Source organism: Flavobacterium sp. NRK1, from assembly GCF_024054175.1.
Taxonomy (GTDB): domain Bacteria; phylum Bacteroidota; class Bacteroidia; order Flavobacteriales; family Flavobacteriaceae; genus Flavobacterium.
Window position 1 is genome coordinate 2,713,290 of sequence record NZ_JAMXLA010000001.1, and the last position, 19,438, is coordinate 2,732,727.

The 19,438-nt window shown below is 38.7% G+C and carries 9 protein-coding genes; 4 read left to right on the forward strand and 5 right to left on the reverse strand.

All coding sequences use genetic code 11. The annotated features are described in order from the left end of the window. The 5 genes from NHE85_RS12495 to NHE85_RS12515 form a co-directional block, all read right to left on the reverse strand. Window positions 1-437, reverse strand: a 437-nt coding sequence (locus NHE85_RS12495) for a cysteine peptidase family C39 domain-containing protein (protein WP_252812381.1), incomplete at its 3' end; no start/stop codon positions are given. 26 nt (window positions 438-463) lie between these two features. Beyond that, a complete protein-coding gene (locus NHE85_RS12500; RefSeq protein ID WP_252812383.1) occupies window positions 464-1,336 on the reverse strand; it encodes a hypothetical protein in 873 nt (290 codons plus the stop codon). Continuing rightward, complete coding sequence (locus tag NHE85_RS12505; RefSeq protein ID WP_252812385.1) at window positions 1,333-2,667, reverse strand: radical SAM/SPASM domain-containing protein; 1,335 nt, start codon at window positions 2,665-2,667, stop codon at window positions 1,333-1,335. The genes NHE85_RS12500 and NHE85_RS12505 overlap by 4 nt, the downstream gene beginning before the upstream one ends. A 27-nt stretch (window positions 2,668-2,694) precedes the next feature. Beyond that, window positions 2,695-4,947 carry an outer membrane beta-barrel family protein gene (locus NHE85_RS12510; protein WP_252812388.1) on the reverse strand — a complete coding sequence of 751 codons (2,253 nt, stop codon included), beginning with the start codon at window positions 4,945-4,947 and terminating at the stop codon, window positions 2,695-2,697. A gap of 110 nt (window positions 4,948-5,057) precedes the next feature. After that, window positions 5,058-5,276 (reverse strand): hypothetical protein, encoded by a 219-nt coding sequence (locus NHE85_RS12515; protein ID WP_252812390.1) that lies wholly within the window; start codon window positions 5,274-5,276, stop codon window positions 5,058-5,060. A 351-nt stretch (window positions 5,277-5,627) separates the two neighbouring features. Between NHE85_RS12515 and NHE85_RS12520 the strand changes: the two genes are divergently transcribed. From NHE85_RS12520 to NHE85_RS12535, 4 genes are all read left to right on the forward strand, one after another. Continuing rightward, window positions 5,628-6,278, forward strand: a complete 651-nt coding sequence (locus NHE85_RS12520) for a response regulator (protein ID WP_252812392.1) — start codon at window positions 5,628-5,630, stop codon at window positions 6,276-6,278. A gap of 576 nt (window positions 6,279-6,854) precedes the next feature. Next, entirely contained in the window at window positions 6,855-8,654 is a 1,800-nt protein-coding gene (locus tag NHE85_RS12525) for a tetratricopeptide repeat protein (protein ID WP_252812394.1), read from the forward strand. Window positions 8,655-8,837: 183 nt separating this feature from the next. Beyond that, the gene (locus tag NHE85_RS12530; RefSeq protein WP_252812397.1) at window positions 8,838-15,755 is read left to right on the forward strand and encodes a choice-of-anchor J domain-containing protein; all 6,918 of its coding nucleotides are present in this window, start codon (window positions 8,838-8,840) and stop codon (window positions 15,753-15,755) included. Window positions 15,756-15,988: 233 nt separating this feature from the next. Next, on the forward strand, window positions 15,989-19,438 hold a 3,450-nt coding region (locus NHE85_RS12535), incomplete at its 3' end, for a hypothetical protein (protein ID WP_252812398.1).

Here is a 19,438-nt window from a genome sequence, read left to right on the forward strand (position 1 = left end):
TTTTTTTTCTCATAGGGCAGTCGCTCTTCTACGAATCCCGGGACCGGATCCAGGAACAATGCAATTCCCTTGTCGTTGCCACTGCACCAATGCTTGCTCATATCTTCTACGGAGACTTTTAATATTCCATAAGCAGGATCTGCAATTTTAAACACAAGCTTGTTGGAAAAAGGCCTTTTTTCGATTTTTAGCAATACAACAAAGTGATTCTGATCCCAATGCAGGATACATGGTTTTTTCTCGACAAGGCTAATTAGCGCACCCAGGGCTACTTTTACAGGAATACTTTCAAAACCTATGGTACCAGCGGCTTCTGCAATGCTTAAAAGCGAAACGCCTTCCCGTGTAAGATAGGATTTTTCCCTAAGTGAAGACAATGAATACTTTTTTCCATAATACTGGGAAATCATTGCCAGGCAGGCCGGGCCGCAATCCATCTGATCTTGCTGGGGTACAAATTTCACTATATACTTATATTGTGGGTAGTAATAAAATAATTTTTTATTAAATCATAGCACTCATCGGCTTCATTGACGGAATTTACGAATGTACCCTCAATGACAGGTGGCAGATTACTGCTTATTATTTGTGAATAATCTTCTATCGTCAGCGCTCGGGCAATATACCGTTCGATCAATGATTTTTCGTTACTGTAGAATACACTGTTTTTTAATAAGTTGATAAGAGTCTTAAGAAATGTAGCATAACTTCCTGCATGTTCTGCATAAACTTTCAGCATTATCATATCAAGAAAATTGTTTACTTGAAAATGTAATTTTTGTGGACAATTTTTGCCCAGCGTTAACAGCAAGCCCCCTGCTTCCTTTTCATCAAGAACGGATTGTAGTACTGACATGGCACTGTCAAAGTAACCAAACCGAAGGTGGATTAAGATACTGTTTTTATACTGTTCCAGTAGGGCAGGGACAGCATCTTCTTTTAAATACCCGCTTAGGTCTTTCAAATTTATCAGGGTTTCGGCCATCTTATCCGTTGCCAACTTATACTCTCCCTTTCTGTAATAGTAATAGGAATACATCGGGTTTGCAATAGCACCTATGCCCGTCAGGGCCTCAGGGCCGGCTATTTTTTTCAGATACCGCCCGATTTTATCTGAATACAGTTCAACCAGAGAAAAATTATCAAACCTTACTGCCCGCAGGCAGTCCTGGCAGGCATTAAAGATCAGCATGCCTGTTATCTTTTCTTCCGCGGTCTTAAAAATAGCGGAATTCTCCAGTATCGATATAAAGATATGATCTTTTGCCAGATTTATATTGAATGCTTTTATTTTTTCATCTTTAATTTTGATGATATTTTCTAAATTTTGTGTCATGGCTTATTGTTTAGTGTTACGTATTGTAGTAACATCCGGTCTTTGATGTTATATTTAAACGTCGGGCATGCATTACCGCCCTGCATCCATATTTTAGGGCAGCTTCCGTGGCAGACCGGCAGAAGGTTGCAGTCAATGCAGTACGAGTATTCTCTCTCAGGTAGTGTTTCTTTAAAAGAACGGATTTTCGCAGGGCGCTTATCTTTAAAGTCGGTATCCTCCAGCACATTCCCCTCAATACAATCATCCGTCTGGTACATGGGAGTATACGGGAACTCATAACAGGGATAAACGTTGCCATAAGCATCATAAGCCTCGGAATTAATATCGTCAACCATGCACGAATAGGATTTGCGGTCAGGGATTAATTCCTGAGGCATTTTTCCATTCTGATATAAGCTGATCATCCAGTCGATCTCCTTTTCGGCGAATTGCTGTTTTGTTAAACTTAATTTGTCAGCGTTATTGTCTCCCCATTCGACCACCGGGGCGAAATGGACATTTACCTTATTAAATATCCCTTCCTCTTTTAATAATTCGATCAAATTATCGACTTCCCCGTAATTAGTACTGTCAATATTAATACGTAATAATATTGAAGGCTTATAGGTTTCAAACTCTTCGCTGTTCAGGCAGTTTTTTAAATTCGCCATGATAACATCATAGGTCCCTTTTCCACCTTTGGTTATACGGCGCTGGTCATGCGTGCTTTTCGGGCCGTCGATCGTAACCTGAATGGCCCGGACCTCAAATTCCATAAGTTTCTTAAAGTAATCCGGCTTCAACAAAAGCCCGTTTGTAATAATATCCGAGTCATAATTAATATTCGTTTCAACACAGTATGACTTAATCTGGTCGTAAAACCTTTCAATTAATGCGAGTGCCATTAGCGGTTCTCCTCCGTACCATGTGATTTTCAGATCACGATATTTTTCAGCTTCGATTATATTTTTGATCCGGGTAATGGTTTTTAACATTACTTCGTCTGTCATCTTGTTTTTAGAGTGTACCTGTCCACAGTAATGGCAACCGAGCTGGCAGTTGGCCGTTGGCTGTATGGTTACGCCAAGTACTTCCCTGCTTGATTCCGTATATCTGTCATACGCCATTATTTCGCTCAGCTCATCTTCATCTTCGGGCACCAGTATTTCATTTCGGGTAAGTTGTAAGAGTTCGTTCGTACTTAACAGATGCCATTGTTTGCTGTTGATGTGTTCCGTGATTTCAGTGCGCATCGCTACCATTTGTCCGGTCCGGGTTGAATAGTACAATGTTTTTGCCTGATCGGTCGGAAGCTGCTGTGTGATTAGGTATTTTGAGATTTTAAACATATAATTGGTTTTTAGTGGTGACTGAAACTAATTTTCTAACTGTATGCGCTCCTGCTCATCGCCGGTTTCCATTTCCACCGGAGTTTGTTCGGCTTTCTTACCCCATCCAAATGAATGCCTGTAAGAGAATGCGATACCCCGTGCGGAAAAGTCGCTGTAACGGTAGGAGCGAAGCCCGTTCACATCTCCTTTTAACTTGTTGTAATAAGTGTTGAACAGATCAGAAAGTATTACGGATAAATTTCCTTTGTTGTTAAACATTTTAAGGGAATAGCGTAAGTCGGTACGCCATCCCTGCGTTATTTTATAAAAATCGGATAACTGGGGAGAATAGTAGTTGGACTGCAGGGTAAAGCTGTTGCGCCTGTTTAGTTTGTACACCTGTGAAAGATTTAAGGAGTACTGGAAAAGCGAATTGTCCATTTTGATACCGTTGATAATGCCTCTGTTTACAGTTTGTTCCAACATTATCTTGTTAAATAAAGCCATTTTTTTATCAAACAGATTGAAGTTATATCCTGTAGAAAGCCCCAGCGTAGCAACATCATAGTTGGCAGGATACCATATTAGCCTGTTGTCATTCTGGATATTTACCTGTTCTATGTAGTTGTTTGAATAATTATAATACGGTATAACATAAAGTTTGCGCTTATATAAATAGTAAAGCTGCACCGAATGAATAATTTCATTCTTCAGATAGGGATTTCCCCTGTAAATAGTATTATAGGTGACGTTATATTCAAAAGGTGTAACAGCACTGAAATTGGGCCTCTGAATTTTCTTAGTATACGATAAGCTTAGATAATGCCTGTTATCGGGGCCGTTGTACGATAGATGGGCCGAGGGAAAAATATTGCCTTTTTTAGTCCGGTAAGATTCTTCCGTGTTTAAAGAAACATTTCGGATAAAATATTCATAGCGCGAACCAAGCGAAAAACTAAAGTCCTTATACTTCTGGTTCAGGACTGCATAACCGGAATAGATATTTTCCCTGTAATCAAATACTATGTCGGCTAACGAATTTGAAAAATTAGAATTTAACAGGTGGTAGTTACCGTCAAAATTTGAAAACCTCATGCCAATATCAAAGTCGCTTTGACTACTCAATTCCTTTGTAAAATCCGAATTGAATATATAAAGGTTATTGGCATTTTTTGAATCTACCTGCTGGTCGATTATCAAGGTACCGGAATTTAAGGATTCAATGGTATTGAAGAACCCTGTGCGGTTTGAGAGTACCATCAGGTACGTATTCCAGGAAATTGTTTTTTTATTATAAGCGTGGTAAAGGTTTGCATTGAAGCTTCTGAAATCATTATTTTTTGTTGTGGCGGAAGAAAGTATTGAATCTAAAACTATTTCCTGATTAAAGAAATTACTTCTGGTAAAGGCAGTATTTTTGCTAAGGGGATTATAAGCAAAACTGAACTCGAGGCCTATATCGTTAATGGTATCCAATTCGTAATTTGCAGTTGTATTTGCCTCGATGTAATTTGACCTGGCTTTATATGTTGTAGTATATTCCTCATATTTATTAGAGTATTGCTGCCATCCTGTATTGTACACCAGCCCGTTACTATAATTATACAACCCGTTGGCAGTAATACTCAGTTTGTTTTTAGTGTAGGTCAGGTCCAAAGCAGTTGAACCGGAGCTTTTACGATTCACGTTAAAACTTTCATTGGCATTTAAATAGAATCCCTGATAAAGGCTTTTTACAAGCGTTACGTTGATGACGGCATCATAACTTGACTGGTATTTTGCAGGAGGGTTGCTTATGACCTCTATCTGTTGTATCTGATTTGCTTTTAGTGTTGTAATGTCCCGGTTTGTTTCGCGTCCGTTGATCAGGTACAGAATTCTTGATTTTCCCAGTATACTGATCTTCTCACCATTGGTGTTAACTTCCGGTATTATCTTAAGGGCTTCTGTAAATGTTGCATTCTGAAATATTGGCGAATCGTCTATTTTAAGTATAGTGCTGGCGTAGCTTCTCGAGATATATTTGCGTTGCGCTTCCAGGGTAACGTTTTCCAATTGTGTAGCTTCTTGAAGATAAAAATTTCCCAAATCTTCCTTAAGCCTTATATTTTGAAATAGCACAGCGTGCGATGGCTCAGTGATGGTCAGTTCATAATCTCCGGTTTCTAAAACACCGCTATAGCGGCCGTCGGCAGCTGTAGTTATGCAGAGTGTATCGGAATTTTTAGCAAGGCAGACCTCCGCTTTATAAATGGGCAGTGAATCAAGTGCGGAGAGCACCCTTCCTTGAAAGGGCATGTTCTGCCCAAATGAAAATGCACTGATCAATACCAGAAGAAAAAAAGAATTTTTATACATAAAAAGTAAGTAAGATTAGCTACGGAGGTGTTGCTCCGTAGCCAAAATGTTTATGGATGAGTAAACCCTAAATCTTTAGGAAGTTCGATAGTAGGATCAACCGTAGTATCTCCATTATCTCCCCCGTTATTATCTCCATTCTGGTCATAGGTGCCGGTGCAGCTCACATACCCACCTTTTTTACACGTACATCCCCCGCCTTTTACTGCCAGGGACTGTTGGTCTGTAAGAATTTCAACTTCGTCGTTGTTCTTAATTTTGCTTAACATGTGATTAAAAAAATCTTGTTTCATGACTTGTTAGTTAGATGATCCTCTTCTTTAAGGCGTCAAGGTTTTTCCTTGCCTGCATAAGCCTGAGGCGGGCAAATTCGTAGCTACTGAACCTATCCGAATTTAGAAATTCAAAAAAAATTAACAAAATATTACTTATAAAATTTAACAAGTATTGCCAGTCAAACGCAAATAATGTTAAAAATAACCTAAAAGCATTATTAGTTAGTTTTTTTGGGTATTTTTCAGAATCTTAAAAGATATCTTACTTAATTAGTTATCGAAGTACTATGTTACTTCAAGAAAAATTATCTTGCTTTTTATTAATCTTTATTCTCAATGCAATCAATGAATATAGTTATTGTTGAAGATCACCCCATGACAGCGGACTTGTATGAAAACCTTCTGCTCAATGACTTGGAAGGCCTAAGCAGAGTGAAGAAGGCCGACAGTTGCAAAGCTGCTTACGAATTTGTTCAGGAGGCAGTTGATAACGGTTATAATTATGATATTGCAATAGTGGATTATAACCTGCCAACGTACTTTGACAAAAAATTATTTTCAGGAAGTGATGTAGCCTTATTATTGAAAAATACATTTAATGACTGTAAGATCTTTATGATAACCTCGCATACAGAAGTACTGGTGATTTATGATTTGATAAAAAAGGTCAAACCTGAAGGCATTACATTGAAGAGCGAAATTACCTGCGAAAGCTTTGTAAGTATAGTTCAGGATTTATCTTATGGTAAAATGTACAAAAGTGATCATGTAAAACAGTGTGTCGATGATATCTGGGAAAAAGATATTATGGTTGACGATTATAACAGACAAATTAGTACCTATCTCTCGAAGGGTTATAAGCTTACTGAAATTGAACAGATTGTACCGCTAACCTATAGTGCTATTCAAAAAAGGATAGCCCGAATGAAAGACATTTTTAATGCTGAGGATAACAATGCACTTATAAAAAATATGATCGAGAAGAATTATTTATAGCTAAATCGCCTCGCCTTTAAGGTATAAGCAGAATTGGTTATACTGCCGGCTGAACCGTAATTTTTGACGAATGTTCAGGAAAACAAATGCTCTATAAAAATGCAGGACTAGTGCCCGTAACGCTCAAAAAAACATCGACCTATTCATTTAACAGGGGACAGTGGTAGCAGGGAGGAGTATTGCATAATTCTACACCCTTTTAAAGTACTTGTTTTTGAACTATTGTATCGCTGATCGGCTAAAGTTCATCTTTAGCATAGAGTTATGGGCATGATTTGAGGTCGCCGGAGATTTTCTGTAAAGGGTGAAAGGTGGCAGGGTATCACCCGCCAATACGCTGTCAGGCAGCTTATTCCCGGAAATTTTACACATCCTCACCAATTACTACAATGCTATAACCTTGTATGCTGCTATTTACTTTGCTGATACCTAATTTATCCGTTTAATAAGTCGGGCATTGCAAAGTATAAAATCTACCTTTTCATTAACTACTATGCTATAGTATTTAAATTCGATTATTTTTGCTTTGAGCTATTTATTATTTAAATAAATGGTGCATACGCTTATATTTGAAAAATGAAACAGAAATATAAACAATATTGGCTTTCAATGGTATTTCTTTCAGCACTATTTCTTTTACATTCCTGTACAGAACAGGAACGCAAAAAAGGATATTACCCTACTGAAGATACCAACGATTTTGAAAATGTAGCAAGCACGGATATAGCAAAGGCGAGGACGATTACAGATAAAACGATAAGAGCGGCTGAATCTACCGGGAATGATACATTATTTTTAAAAGGGTATTATTACAGGACACTGCTCGATGTAAATACGGGCCTTACAGACAGGGTTATAAAAGACAGTGAACTTGCCCTGAAGTATTCAGAAAAATTAAATGATGAATATTATAAGTACAAGATATTTTCAATGTTAGGTAAATATTATGTGCTTCAGAATGAGTTTACCGTGGCGATGAATTATTACCTCGAGGCCCGTGATTATTTTGAGAAAAACGGCGATCTGGCAAATCTCTCCTTTACCTATAACGGTTTGGGTATCCTGTTTTTTGAAATGGGCAATTATGATAATTGTATAGCAAACTTTAATAAAGCTTTCGATATTTATAATAAAACCGGAGATAAACGGGGGATGGGTGTGTTTTACGGCAATATGGGCAATATATATATGGTCAAAGAAGATTATATAAAAGCGAAAAAGTATCAGCAAAAATCGCTCGAGACATTTAAAAATCTTAAAGATACGGTCAATATTGTCAGTATAATGATAAATTTAAGCAATATTGAATCCAACCTTAAAAATTATGATTCTTCCTTTAAAATGTTAGATGATGCTCTTACACTCTCTGAAATTATAAAAAATAAGAGACTTAAAGAAAGGATCCTTCTTAATTATGGGGTTATTTACGCTGCAACAAATGAGTTTAATAAAGCCAAAGCCTATTTTAATGAAGAGATTGAAGTTTCAAGAAATATAAATTTTCCAAGAGGAGAACTTGATGCATTGTCAAAATTATCCGAAATCGCTAAAAAAGAAAATAAATATAAAGAGTATGCTGACTACACTATAGAATATTATAAACTAAAAGACAGTGTATTTGGCAATGAAGTAAAGCAGAAGATTGAAGAATTAAAGTGGGCCAATGAATTTGAAAAATCCGAATTAGAAAGAAATCTCCTCAAAAGTAAATATTATGTAGAGAAGGAGAGAGGCAATTATCTTATTTTTTCGATTATTCTTACCGTTTTCGTGTCCTTGTTAATTATAGGCCTAATATGGCTTTTTTATAGAAATAACAGAAAAAATCTTCAAATCAGCGAATTTGAAAATGAAAAGCTCCAGGAAAGTATATTGCGTGAACAGATCAGCCATGAAAAGGATAAAGCAGAAAATGAATTGCTCAAACTTAGATCAGAACAGCAGGAATTAGAGCTTGACACCAAAAACAGGGAAATAACCGCTATAAGTGTTCAGCTCATAGCAAAGAATAAACTAATGTCTGAAATTTCGGAGATACTGCAAAATAGTAAAAATTCAAAGTCCAATATTGAAACCGATTTAAAATCCATTTTATTCCAAAACCAAAATCAGGAGAAAGACTGGGAGCAGTTTAGAGAAATTTTTGAAAAAATTCATCCCGGTTTTTTTGAGCGGATTAAATCGGTATATCCTCAGCTTTCAAATACCGATATCAGGATTTGTGCTTATATTAAAATAAGAATGTCTCTTAATGAGGTGGCAGGGCTCTTAAATATTTCACTGCAAAGCTTGCATACTTCCAGATACAGGATCAGGAAAAAGTTAAATTTATCACCGGATCAGAATCTTGATGATTTTATCTTTAAAATACAATGATACGTTAACACTGTTCATTGGTATATTAATCATTTATTTTTTAATCATTTTATTTTCAGTGCTTTAATAAATATTTTATTTTTCGTTGTACAGTATTTGTCTAGGAGCATAAAATCTATTTTTCTTATATAAAATTTATTTTTGGGTTCTATTAACTACGCTAAAACTAAATATTAATTAACTATGAGAAAAATTACATTACTATTTCAGGTAATGTTCCTTTTCACTTTTGGAATTTCCTTTGGTCAATGGACTGAAAACTTTGAGAACGGAATACCTTCAAACTGGGAAAAGTTTACATTACTTAATGGCGCACCTGGCACATTGCCTGAATGGGTTAATTCGACAGGCACAACCTGCCAGGGAACCACAGGCGCTTATGTATCCAATGCACTTATCGGTGCCGGAAATACTTCGCAAGCCTGGTTAGTTACGCCGCAGGTAGCCATACCAGCAAATGCAGATCTGTCATTCTATGGATTGCAAACCTACCCTTCACAAAACGGGAGTATATATCAGTTATGGGTATCTACGACCTCACAAACCGATGTTGCAACATTTACTTTGATAAAATCTTGGACGGAAAATGAAATGAATCCAGGAAACCAGATTGCCTGTTTCAAGCAAAAGGTGGATTTAGCGGCTTATGCCAATCAGAATGTTTACCTGGCGTTTGTAAAGAAAGACACGCAATATGCTAATGCAATACAGGGTGATAGATTCACCCTTGATGATATAAGTATCATTGCAAGATGCCTGCCTGCAACATCATCATCTGCAGTGGCCACGGGAGCGACTACTGCTAATATTACCATTACTGGTACTGCTACCGGTACATGGGAGATTAACCTTATTCCGGGCAGTACAAACGCACCTAATACTGGTGCCGTAACCCATACAGGAACTTCAAATGTTATTGCAATTGCCGATTTGCAACCTTCAACACCCTATACCTACTATATTAGGCAAAATTGTGATATCAATCAAAGCACATGGATAGGCCCATATAATTTTACAACGTTTCAACAGGCGGCGCCACTTCCATTTTCAGATAATTTTGAATCCGCAACTGTTGGATGGTCTATGAGCACAGGAACGCAGCTTAACAAGTGGTTCGTAGGCGATGCTGTAAATAATGGTGGTGAAAATTCACTTTATATAAGCAATAACAATGGAGATACAAATGATTATACTATTACGCAAAGCTCTATAGTTCATGCTTATCGGGATATAGTTATTCCTGCTGGCACCGTTAATGTTGGTATTTCTTTTGACTGGAAAGCATTAGGAGAAACTAATGATTATTTTTATGTCTGGGCAGTGCCTGCTACCTTTAATCCTGTTGCCGGAAACGGTATAACTACAGCTGCTGACAGGATAAGGATTGCAGATAAATTTTATAATTCGGCAAATTTTCAACCATATGCCTATATGCTAAACGCTTCGCAGTTTGCAGGGCAGACAATGCGTTTGATTTTTGAGTGGAGAAATAATGCCACAATTGGCGGAACACCACCTGCTGCTATAGATAACATAACCGTAAATGCTGTGGACTGCCAGGTTCCGGCCAATATTCTGTATTCAGATATAACAACTGACAGCGCAACTGTAAACTGGCAGGAAGCAGGTTCTGCATCGTCCTGGGAGATACTCATTCAGCCCTGGGGCACACCGTTCCCAGCGGCGACTACTTCGGGTGTTACAACTACACAGCCTACCTATAATGCAGGTAACCTTAATTCAACTTCTGCTTATGATGTATATGTAAGGTCAGTATGCTCTGCAACTAATAAAAGCTTTTGGGTAAAGGCTGCTACCAGATTAGTAACTGCATGCGGAACTATAATTCCGCCTTTTACCGAAACATTTAATTCAACTTCGCCAAGTAAATCCTGCTGGACGGTAATTGATGCAAATGGAGACAATTTAACATGGAATCTAAATACAACTTATCTTCCTTATGAGGGGGATCAGTTAGCTTCTCTTCCAAAATACTGGAATTCAACGAGTAATGATGATTGGTTGATTAGTCCCGGTATACAGTTAAATGGAAATCAAAGACTAAAATTTCGTTACAGGGTTGTTTCTACTTCTTTTCCTACACAACTGGAAGTAAAATTATCTACTACAGGAAACACAATAGCTGATTTTACCAATGTAATAATGCCTCAGCAGGCTATAAATAATAATGTGTATGAGCAAAAAGTAATTTATCTGGATAGTTATACCGGCATTGCACATATAGCATTGCATGTACCAAATGTTACAAATAACAGCTGGACGCTTTGGATAGATGAATTTATAGTTGAGGACATACCTGCCTGTGCTACGCCTACAGGTCTTGCAGTATCTGACTCTAGTAATACAACAGCAACCTTGTCATGGACTACCGGCTATCAGGAGACTCAATGGGAAGTTAAAGTGCAAACAGCCAATACAGGTGTACCGACAACAGACGGAACGCTAGTTTCTTCGCCTACTTATAATGCGGAAAACTTAAACCCTGCAACACTTTATGAATATTATGTAAGGGCATACTGCTCATCAACAAATAAAAGTGAATGGGTTGGTCCGTTTGTATTTAATACAACGGTATGTCCGGTTGAAGATAGATGTGATTACAAGTTTACTATTACTGCTACCTCAGGAAACGGAACATTCTCTAAGCTTAATGTTTATCAGAACGGGATTTTAGTAGGTACTGTAAACGCTTCATCGGGATTGTCTAATACCGGAACAGTTGCTATGTGCCCAGGTATACCATTTACCCTTAATTGGGATTATAATAACTGGAGTACTTATACACAGGAAGTAGTTGTTTTGGATTCGTATGACGAAGTAGTGTACAATTATGTTAAAGATGTAACTCCCGTTATTTTACCTATTACTGTCCCTGTATATTCCGGTACGGCTACATGTACGCCCGTTGCATGTCCGAAACCGCAAAATGTTAATTCTACAGTAAATACGTCAACTTCTATAACAGTAGACTGGACTGAAGCTGGAAGTGCTTCATCTTGGGAAGTATTTGCAGTGCCTACAGGAGAGCCTGGGCCAACAGAAATGAGTGTAGGTGAAGTTGTTACAGAACATCCTTATACGTTATCTGATCTTACACCAGGAAAAAGATATTCATTTTATATAAGGTCTGTTTGTAGTGATACAAGTAAAAGCTCATGGACTTTAGAAGCTGCTTTTTATACCCAGATAACCAATGATAATTGTGACACAGCCTATGTATTACCGGTTAGTGCTACCGGTTACTGTGATACACCTTATCATGCTACTTTGCTGGGAGCAACTGCCTCACCTCAGGCAAATGTATGTGGTATTGCTGCTTATGCTAATGATGATGTTTGGTTTGAGTTTACAGCTACATCTGCATCACATATACTTTACATAAATAATAGGGAAGGTTCTAGTACAAATACTCTTAATCTTAGTAAAGTATTATATAGTGGTGATTGTGATAATTTACAGCAGGTAACCTGTATTCTGGGATATAATGTGCAGTATAACACTACATATTTTATTACCGGTAATGGTGCCAACAATAATGATGTATTATTATCTAACCTTACAGTAGGTACAACCTATAAACTAAGGATATTCTCAAACTATGCTACAGCTAACGATACCCGTTTTGATATCTGTATAGCTACACCTGCTACACCTATTGCTATAGATCAGACTACATACACTGAAGAGCAGTTGATAAGCGACATACTTGTAAACGAGAATTGTGCACAGGTTTCAAACCTTAACTACTCTACAGGTACAAACTATGGTGCACCTCATAATGGTATCGGTTATTTTGATGCTAACGGATCAGATTTCCCTTTCCAAAATGGTATAATACTTTCTACTGGTAAAGCACAAACTGCAGTAGGACCCAAAACAATCATTCAATCGTCTAGTTATCAACAAAATGTATCGCCGTATAGTATTTTATGGTTAGGAGATCAGGATTTGTATGATTATGTATCGGCATCTGGTGCAGTGCCTGGGTTGGTAAACTTTTACAATGCAACATCTATAGAGTTTGATTTTACTGCTTATGGTACAGAAATGTCATTCGACTTCTTATTTGCATCGGAAGATTATGGATTGTTTCAATGTAACTACGGAGATGCATTTGCATTCTTTTTAACGGATGAACAAGGAACTACTGTAAACCTTGCAACATTGCCAGATACAACATTACCTGTTTCTGTTAGTACTACAAGAGACAGTAAAATGAACTACAGCGTTAACGGTAGCAACTGTGAAGCAGGTAATCCTGAATTTTTTGATAAGCTTTATGATGGTTACAAAGGAGTTTCAAGATATGCCGCTTCAGACAACTTTATGGGGCATACTGTACCATTACAAGTAAAGTCTCCGGTTGTTCCCGGAGCTACTTACCATATTAAAATGGTAATTGCTGAAACAAATGATGGGAACTACGATTCTGCGATTTTCCTTGATGGAAACAGTTTTGATGTGGGGCGTATTAATTTTGGTGATGACTTACTTGTAAGTACTAATAACGCTGTATGTTTTGGTACTCAAAAAGTACTAGATTCAAAATTAAGCGATACGTACTTTAATTTTGTATGGCGTAAAGATGACGTAGTTATTGATGGTGCTACAGGTGCTACATATACAGTTACAGAACCTGGTAATTATAAAGTTACTGCTACTGTAATTACAACAGGGTGTACAACAAGTGATGAGATAGTAGTTGAGTTTAACGAAAACATTGCAACTACTGTAAACAGCCCTGAAGACTTAACTTTATGTTCTCCTTCAACTGAAGCATCATTCCATCTTGATCTTAACACAACAGTAATACTTGAAAATGTTGCTAACGCTGCAGATTATGCTGTTAGCTATTTTGAGACTCAGGTTTTAGCAGAAACTGGTAATGCTGAAGATGCAATTTCTGATACATCTGTTTATACTGCTGTAAATGATCATATAGTTTATGTTCGTATAGAGAATACTATAACAGGATGCTTTACAACAGATTCTTTTAGAACAGTTGTCGTACCAAACGATATTGCAGTAATTGAATTCTCTTATGCTACTGATATTTGTAGTATTGCAACACAAAATCCTGCACCAATTAAGGCTACAGATTTTGCTGAGGGAGGTACTTACAGTACTACCGACACCAACATTACTGTAGATGCTGTAACAGGTGTTATCGATCTTACAGCAACCTTACCGGGTAGTTATACAATAACTTACACATTAGCAAATTCAGATTGTACAACAGGAGGTGTTTATGAGGCAGATGTTACAATTAACGCAACAGTACAACCTACAATAACATTTAGTTATGCTGATGCGTGCGTATTATCTACAAATGCATTACCTGTATTATCTACAGAATTTGTAGCAGGAGGTACATATTCTTCTATTACATTAGCTGTTGATGCATTAACAGGAGAAATAGATTTAAGTACAGCAACTGTAGGTAGTCATGATATTACTTATGCAGTAGTTGCAGATGCGGCTAATTGTACAGGTGCTGATAGTTATACAGCAACAATAACGGTAATAGAACCGGCACAGCCTGCAATAAGCTTTAGTTATGCTGAGGTGTGCGTATTATCTGCCAATGCATTACCTGTGTTACCAACAGAATTTGTAACAGGCGGAACCTATTCTTCCACTACATTACCTGTTGATGCTCTAACAGGAGAAATAGATTTAAGCACGGCGACTGAAGGTAATCATGATATTACTTATACAGTAGTTGCAGATGTGGCTAATTGTACAGATGCTGATAGTTATACAGCAACGATAACAGTAACAGAAGCGGCACAGCCTGCAATAACCTTTAGTTATGATGACGTGTGTGTATTATCTGCAAATGCATTACCTGTCTTACCTACAGAATTTGTAACAGGGGGTACATATTCATCTACTACATTAACTGTTAATGCCCAAACCGGTGAAATAGATTTAAGCACAGCGACTGAAGGTTCATACGATATTGTTTACTCGGTAACCCAGGACGAAACTACCTGTACAGCAGCAGATAGCTATACCGCTACAATTGTAATAACAGCAGGATTTGAACCTACAATAGCATTTACTTATCCTCAGACTTGTATTAGTGGTGATAACCCTGAACCAGAGTTATCGGCAGGCTTTGTAACTGGGGGTGTGTATTCTTCTCCTACATTAACTCTTGATGCGCAAACAGGCGAAATAGATTTAAGCACAGCAACAACAGGTACACATGATGTTATTTATGAAGTAGCGGCAGAACCATCAACCTGCAGAAATGCAGGGAGCTATACTGCAACAATTGTAATTACGGAGGGCCTTATACCGGTTACATCATTTTCTTACGAAGAGGCCTACTGTATGGGAGCTGGTATTATTGAGCCGGAGCTGACAGCAGGGTTTGCTGTTGGAGGTACTTTTAGTGCAGATAATCAGGGGCTTGATTTAAATGCTGCAGACGGATCTGTAAATGTATCAAACAGTCAGCAGGGGACCTACGTTATAACCTATACCTACCAATCACAGCAGGAGTGTGAACAGGACGGAAGCAGCACCTTCACAATTACACTTCAGGACGGATTGGAAACTACGATAGAAGATTCATGTATTGGTAATGCTTTATGGCTTGATGCTGTACCTGTCAACAATTCTTATGATGCTACTTTAGCTTCTTATACATGGAAAGATGGGCAGGGAGTAACAGTTGGAAATGATAGTGCTATGCTTAATGTTACAGAGTACTATAATGCCAATCCTAACGCAACACTTCCTATTGTATTTACGGTAACGGTGACATCCGGAGAATGTTCTGTATCAAAAGAATTTGAAGTATTTAATATTCTATGTGAAGTTCAGCGCGGTATTTCTCCTAATAATGATGGCAGGAATGATAATCTGGATCTTAGCGGTATGAATGTAAATAAAATAACGATTTTTAACAGATACGGGCATAAGGTTTATGAGCAAAGCAATTATACAAACCAATGGTTCGGGCAAAGCGATGATAATAATGATCTTCCAACCGGTACTTATTTCTACATACTAGAGTTAAAGAATTCAGAAAGTAAGACAGGATGGATTTATATAAACAGGCAGCAATAGATTATTAAAAGTAGTTTGGGTAAGTTCATTGAAAATGCACCGTTTATAGATTAACCCAAATAGAATTTTATTGCTGAAAAAGGTTACGATTTTTTATTGAGTGAGGCCGGTAAATCGGCCTCACTTTTATAGTTATTATTAAAGACTGATTTACTTATGCCTTTTAGTTTAAAAGTAAATGATATTTCAGTTTTTGCTGATTTAATTGAATTGATAAAAAAATGCTGATGAAAATGAAATTTAAGTTTTTCCTAATGCTGTTACTGCTTTCTTCTGGATACAGTCATGCTCAAACCGGCTGCGATGAAATTCCGCCCTACCTTGTAGCGGTAACTCCTTCGGATTTTGCAGATACTATTTATACAGTCGATTTTGCGCGTAACCTCACGCTGACAGCCGGTGCCGATACAACGGGAATTGACCCGAATGCTATTGTATACCAATGGGATTTTGCAAACGGAGCTGTTTTATATGGGCAGACCATAAATTACAGTTTTATTCAGGAAGGATTGGTAACTCTTACATTATCTACCATTTATCAGGGATGTACCACCACTGCAACCTTTACATTTAATGTACGGAAGGGAGTGCCGTTTTCATTGTACAGGCAGTTTAATGGAAGATATGATTATACGGCTATTGGCAATACTTTGAACTTGCAGGAAAATGCAGGGATACTCGAAAGCGATGAGTGTGGTATTTTAACAGAATCTTCTGCCGCTCTGAGCCTTCAGCCTTCGCAGAGTATAGTTGCCGCCTATCTGTACTGGTCGGGTTCCGGTTTGGGTGATTTTGAAGTAAAACTGAATAATACCGATGTTACAGCACAACGGACGTTTTATTCTACGATAACACTGGGTGCCAATAATCATAAGCCTTTCTTTGGAGCCTTTGCAGATGTTACTGCAATCGTTACCAGCAGCGGAACCTATACAGTATCGGACCTTGATATTACAGCCACGCTTGCTAATGACACGGACTATTGCTATTCTGCCGTAAATTATGGGGGATGGTCATTGATTATAGTTTATAATGACAACACGTTACCTTACAATCAGGTAAGCGTATATGATGGTTTTAAAACCATGGATCAGCAAAATCCACTGGTAAATATTTATCTGGATAACCTTAATGTTATAAGTAACATTGGTGCAAAAATAGGATTTTTAGCCTGGGAGGGGGACGCAGCAATTGCAGTTAATGAAGCTGTAAAAATTAATGGATTTACACTCAGCAATCCGCCTCTTAATCCGGCTAATAATGCTTTTAACGGAACTAATAGTTTTACGGGCGCTTCGGACCTGTGGAATATGGATATCGATTTTTACAATATACAAAACTATATCAGCGTTGGTGATACCGATCTGGACGTATCGCTTACTACCGGGCAGGACGGTGTAATTATGAATAATATTGTAACGGTAGTCAATAGTGAACTACCCGATGCGAGTATAGAGATGATTTTTTACACTGGCAATGAAATATGCGGCAATAGGGATTTGCAATTGGTCTATATCGCTAAAAATTATAACAGTACGGATGTGCTTCCTGCCAATACGCCGATTTCTGTTTACGCTGATGATATTTTAATTGGAAGTACTTTTACTATAGCGGATATTCCCATTGAAAGTTCTGAGACAAATAGTATAGCAGTGTCACTGCCACCGGAAATACCTGCAGAATTTGTATTAAAAATAGTTATTGATGACAACGGCGACAGTACGGGCATCGTTCGGGAAACCGACGAGGATAATAATGATTATACAGAAAACATTGTACTCAGGGTAGGTATTGAACCTCAAACAGTAACTTCCTTGTATAGCTGTTCTTCAGGAGAAACAGGTTTGTTTGATCTCAGCCGGGCCGTAACTTCATCAGAAGGCTATGATTATGATTTTTACAGCAGTCAGGAAAATGCGGAGATGGAGACCGGTGCAATAGCTGATTTTGAGAATTTCATATCCGGTAATACTACTTTATATGTAAGGATTTATGATATTCTTTCGCCAAGCTGTTACAGTATAGAGCCTTTTAGCCTTACAGTGCTGCGTTGTCAACCCAATAAACCGGAGGATATACTGGTTTGCGCTGAAACTGGGGAAAATACTAAACAATTCAACCTGACAGGCCTTGAGGCGGAAATTCGTGAAGGTACTGATCCGGATGAGAATATGGTAACTTTTCACAATACCTTACAAGGCGCGCAGGACGGGAATGATTTAGTTTCCGAACCTGAAGCATTCACAGTGACTGCTGGCAGCGAGGTTACTGTTTATATACGTATGGAAAATATCCAAGATCCTGCAGTATTCGGCACCACCAATGTTACAATAACAGTTACTTCTCCGCCTGCAGTTTCCCCTGCCACGCCATTAGAGCGCTGCGCGGATAACTCTGATGAGCAGACCTATTTTGACCTTACAGTTGCCGGAGCTGAGATCTTAAACGGCCAGACAGGCCTGACGATCACTTACCATGAGACCCCTGAAGGTGCGGAGTTCGGCACAAACGAGATCCAGAACCCATCAAACTATGACAACCTTGTAAGCCCTGTGTATGCAAGTGTTATCCAGAGCGGCACTACAACGAATTGCCGCAGCGTAGTTCCTATTGAACTTATCGTGCACCCAAGGCCTGCAGTACCTGTACTGAGTGACTATGTGCTTTGCGATGACGATACTGACGGGGTGCAGGTATTTGACCTTACCACAAAAAACACAGAAGCCAATGGGGGAGACACCAGCCTTACCGTTGCCTATTACATAACTAAAGAAGATGCCCTTGCAGGTCAGGCTCCTATCAGCCCGGATACGGCCTTTAGCAATACCGTAGCCGGCACCCAGCAGATCTGGGTTGGCATAGCCACTACTTTTGGCTGCCGCAGTGTAGCCCCGCTTACCCTTAGGGTAAACCCGCTTCCTGTGCTTAGCAATGACCCTAATGCGTATATCGCTAATGAATGTGAGGAAGTACCGGGCCAGGCTGAGTTCCACCTTGAAGAGATTGCAGAGGCTATTACCGATGGCGCCCCGGGCTACAGCGTAGTTTTCTACCTGACCCCTGAACAGGCGGAATTCGGCGGCACTGATTATTTACCTACCCCGTACCTTTCAGGAGACACGACACTTTATCCGAGGATCACCGATGATATCACAGGCTGTTATACTACCGGGGTAACAGTAGATCTTAATGTAATCCCTGCGCCTATCGCCACCCCTCCGGCACCAATCGAGGAGTGTGACTTCAACAATGACGGTTTTGCACAGTTTGATATGACAGGAGCTATGGCAGCCATAGAAGCAGCCCTTGGCAATGTTGAAGTAACGGCCTATGAAACCCCTGAGGATGCCGAACATGATGTTAACCCTATCCCTAATCCGGATAACTATACCAATATCAACCAGCATGGCCAGACGATCTACCTGAGGGTACAGTCTACCCTTACGGATTGTTATGACCTTGTTACCCTTCAGCTTATCGTAAACCCTGTTCCTGAGGCCACCGAGCCTTCAGACTATGCATTATGCGATGACGGGGCCAGTGACACCGACGGTATCGCTACCTTCGACCTTACTATAAAAGCAGCTGAGATACTTGGCGGTTTAGACCCTGCCCAATACAGCATAAGCTACCACGTTAGTAATGATGATGCTGTAAACGGCACTCCTTCCATAACCAATGCC

Bases quoted from the DNA above. Each gene is read 5' to 3' on its own strand.
- NHE85_RS12520 (WP_252812392.1), top strand. From the start codon at position 5,628: ATGAATATAGTTATTGTTGAAGATCACCCCATGACAGCGGACTTGTAT.
- NHE85_RS12510 (WP_252812388.1), bottom strand. From the start codon at position 4,947: ATGCCCTTTCAAGGAAGGGTGCTCTCCGCACTTGATTCACTGCCCATT.
- NHE85_RS12530 (WP_252812397.1), top strand. From the start codon at position 8,838: ATGAGAAAAATTACATTACTATTTCAGGTAATGTTCCTTTTCACTTTT.
- NHE85_RS12500 (WP_252812383.1), bottom strand. From the start codon at position 1,336: ATGACACAAAATTTAGAAAATATCATCAAAATTAAAGATGAAAAAATA.
- NHE85_RS12525 (WP_252812394.1), top strand. From the start codon at position 6,855: ATGAAACAGAAATATAAACAATATTGGCTTTCAATGGTATTTCTTTCA.
- NHE85_RS12515 (WP_252812390.1), bottom strand. From the start codon at position 5,276: ATGTTAAGCAAAATTAAGAACAACGACGAAGTTGAAATTCTTACAGAC.
- NHE85_RS12505 (WP_252812385.1), bottom strand. From the start codon at position 2,667: ATGTTTAAAATCTCAAAATACCTAATCACACAGCAGCTTCCGACCGAT.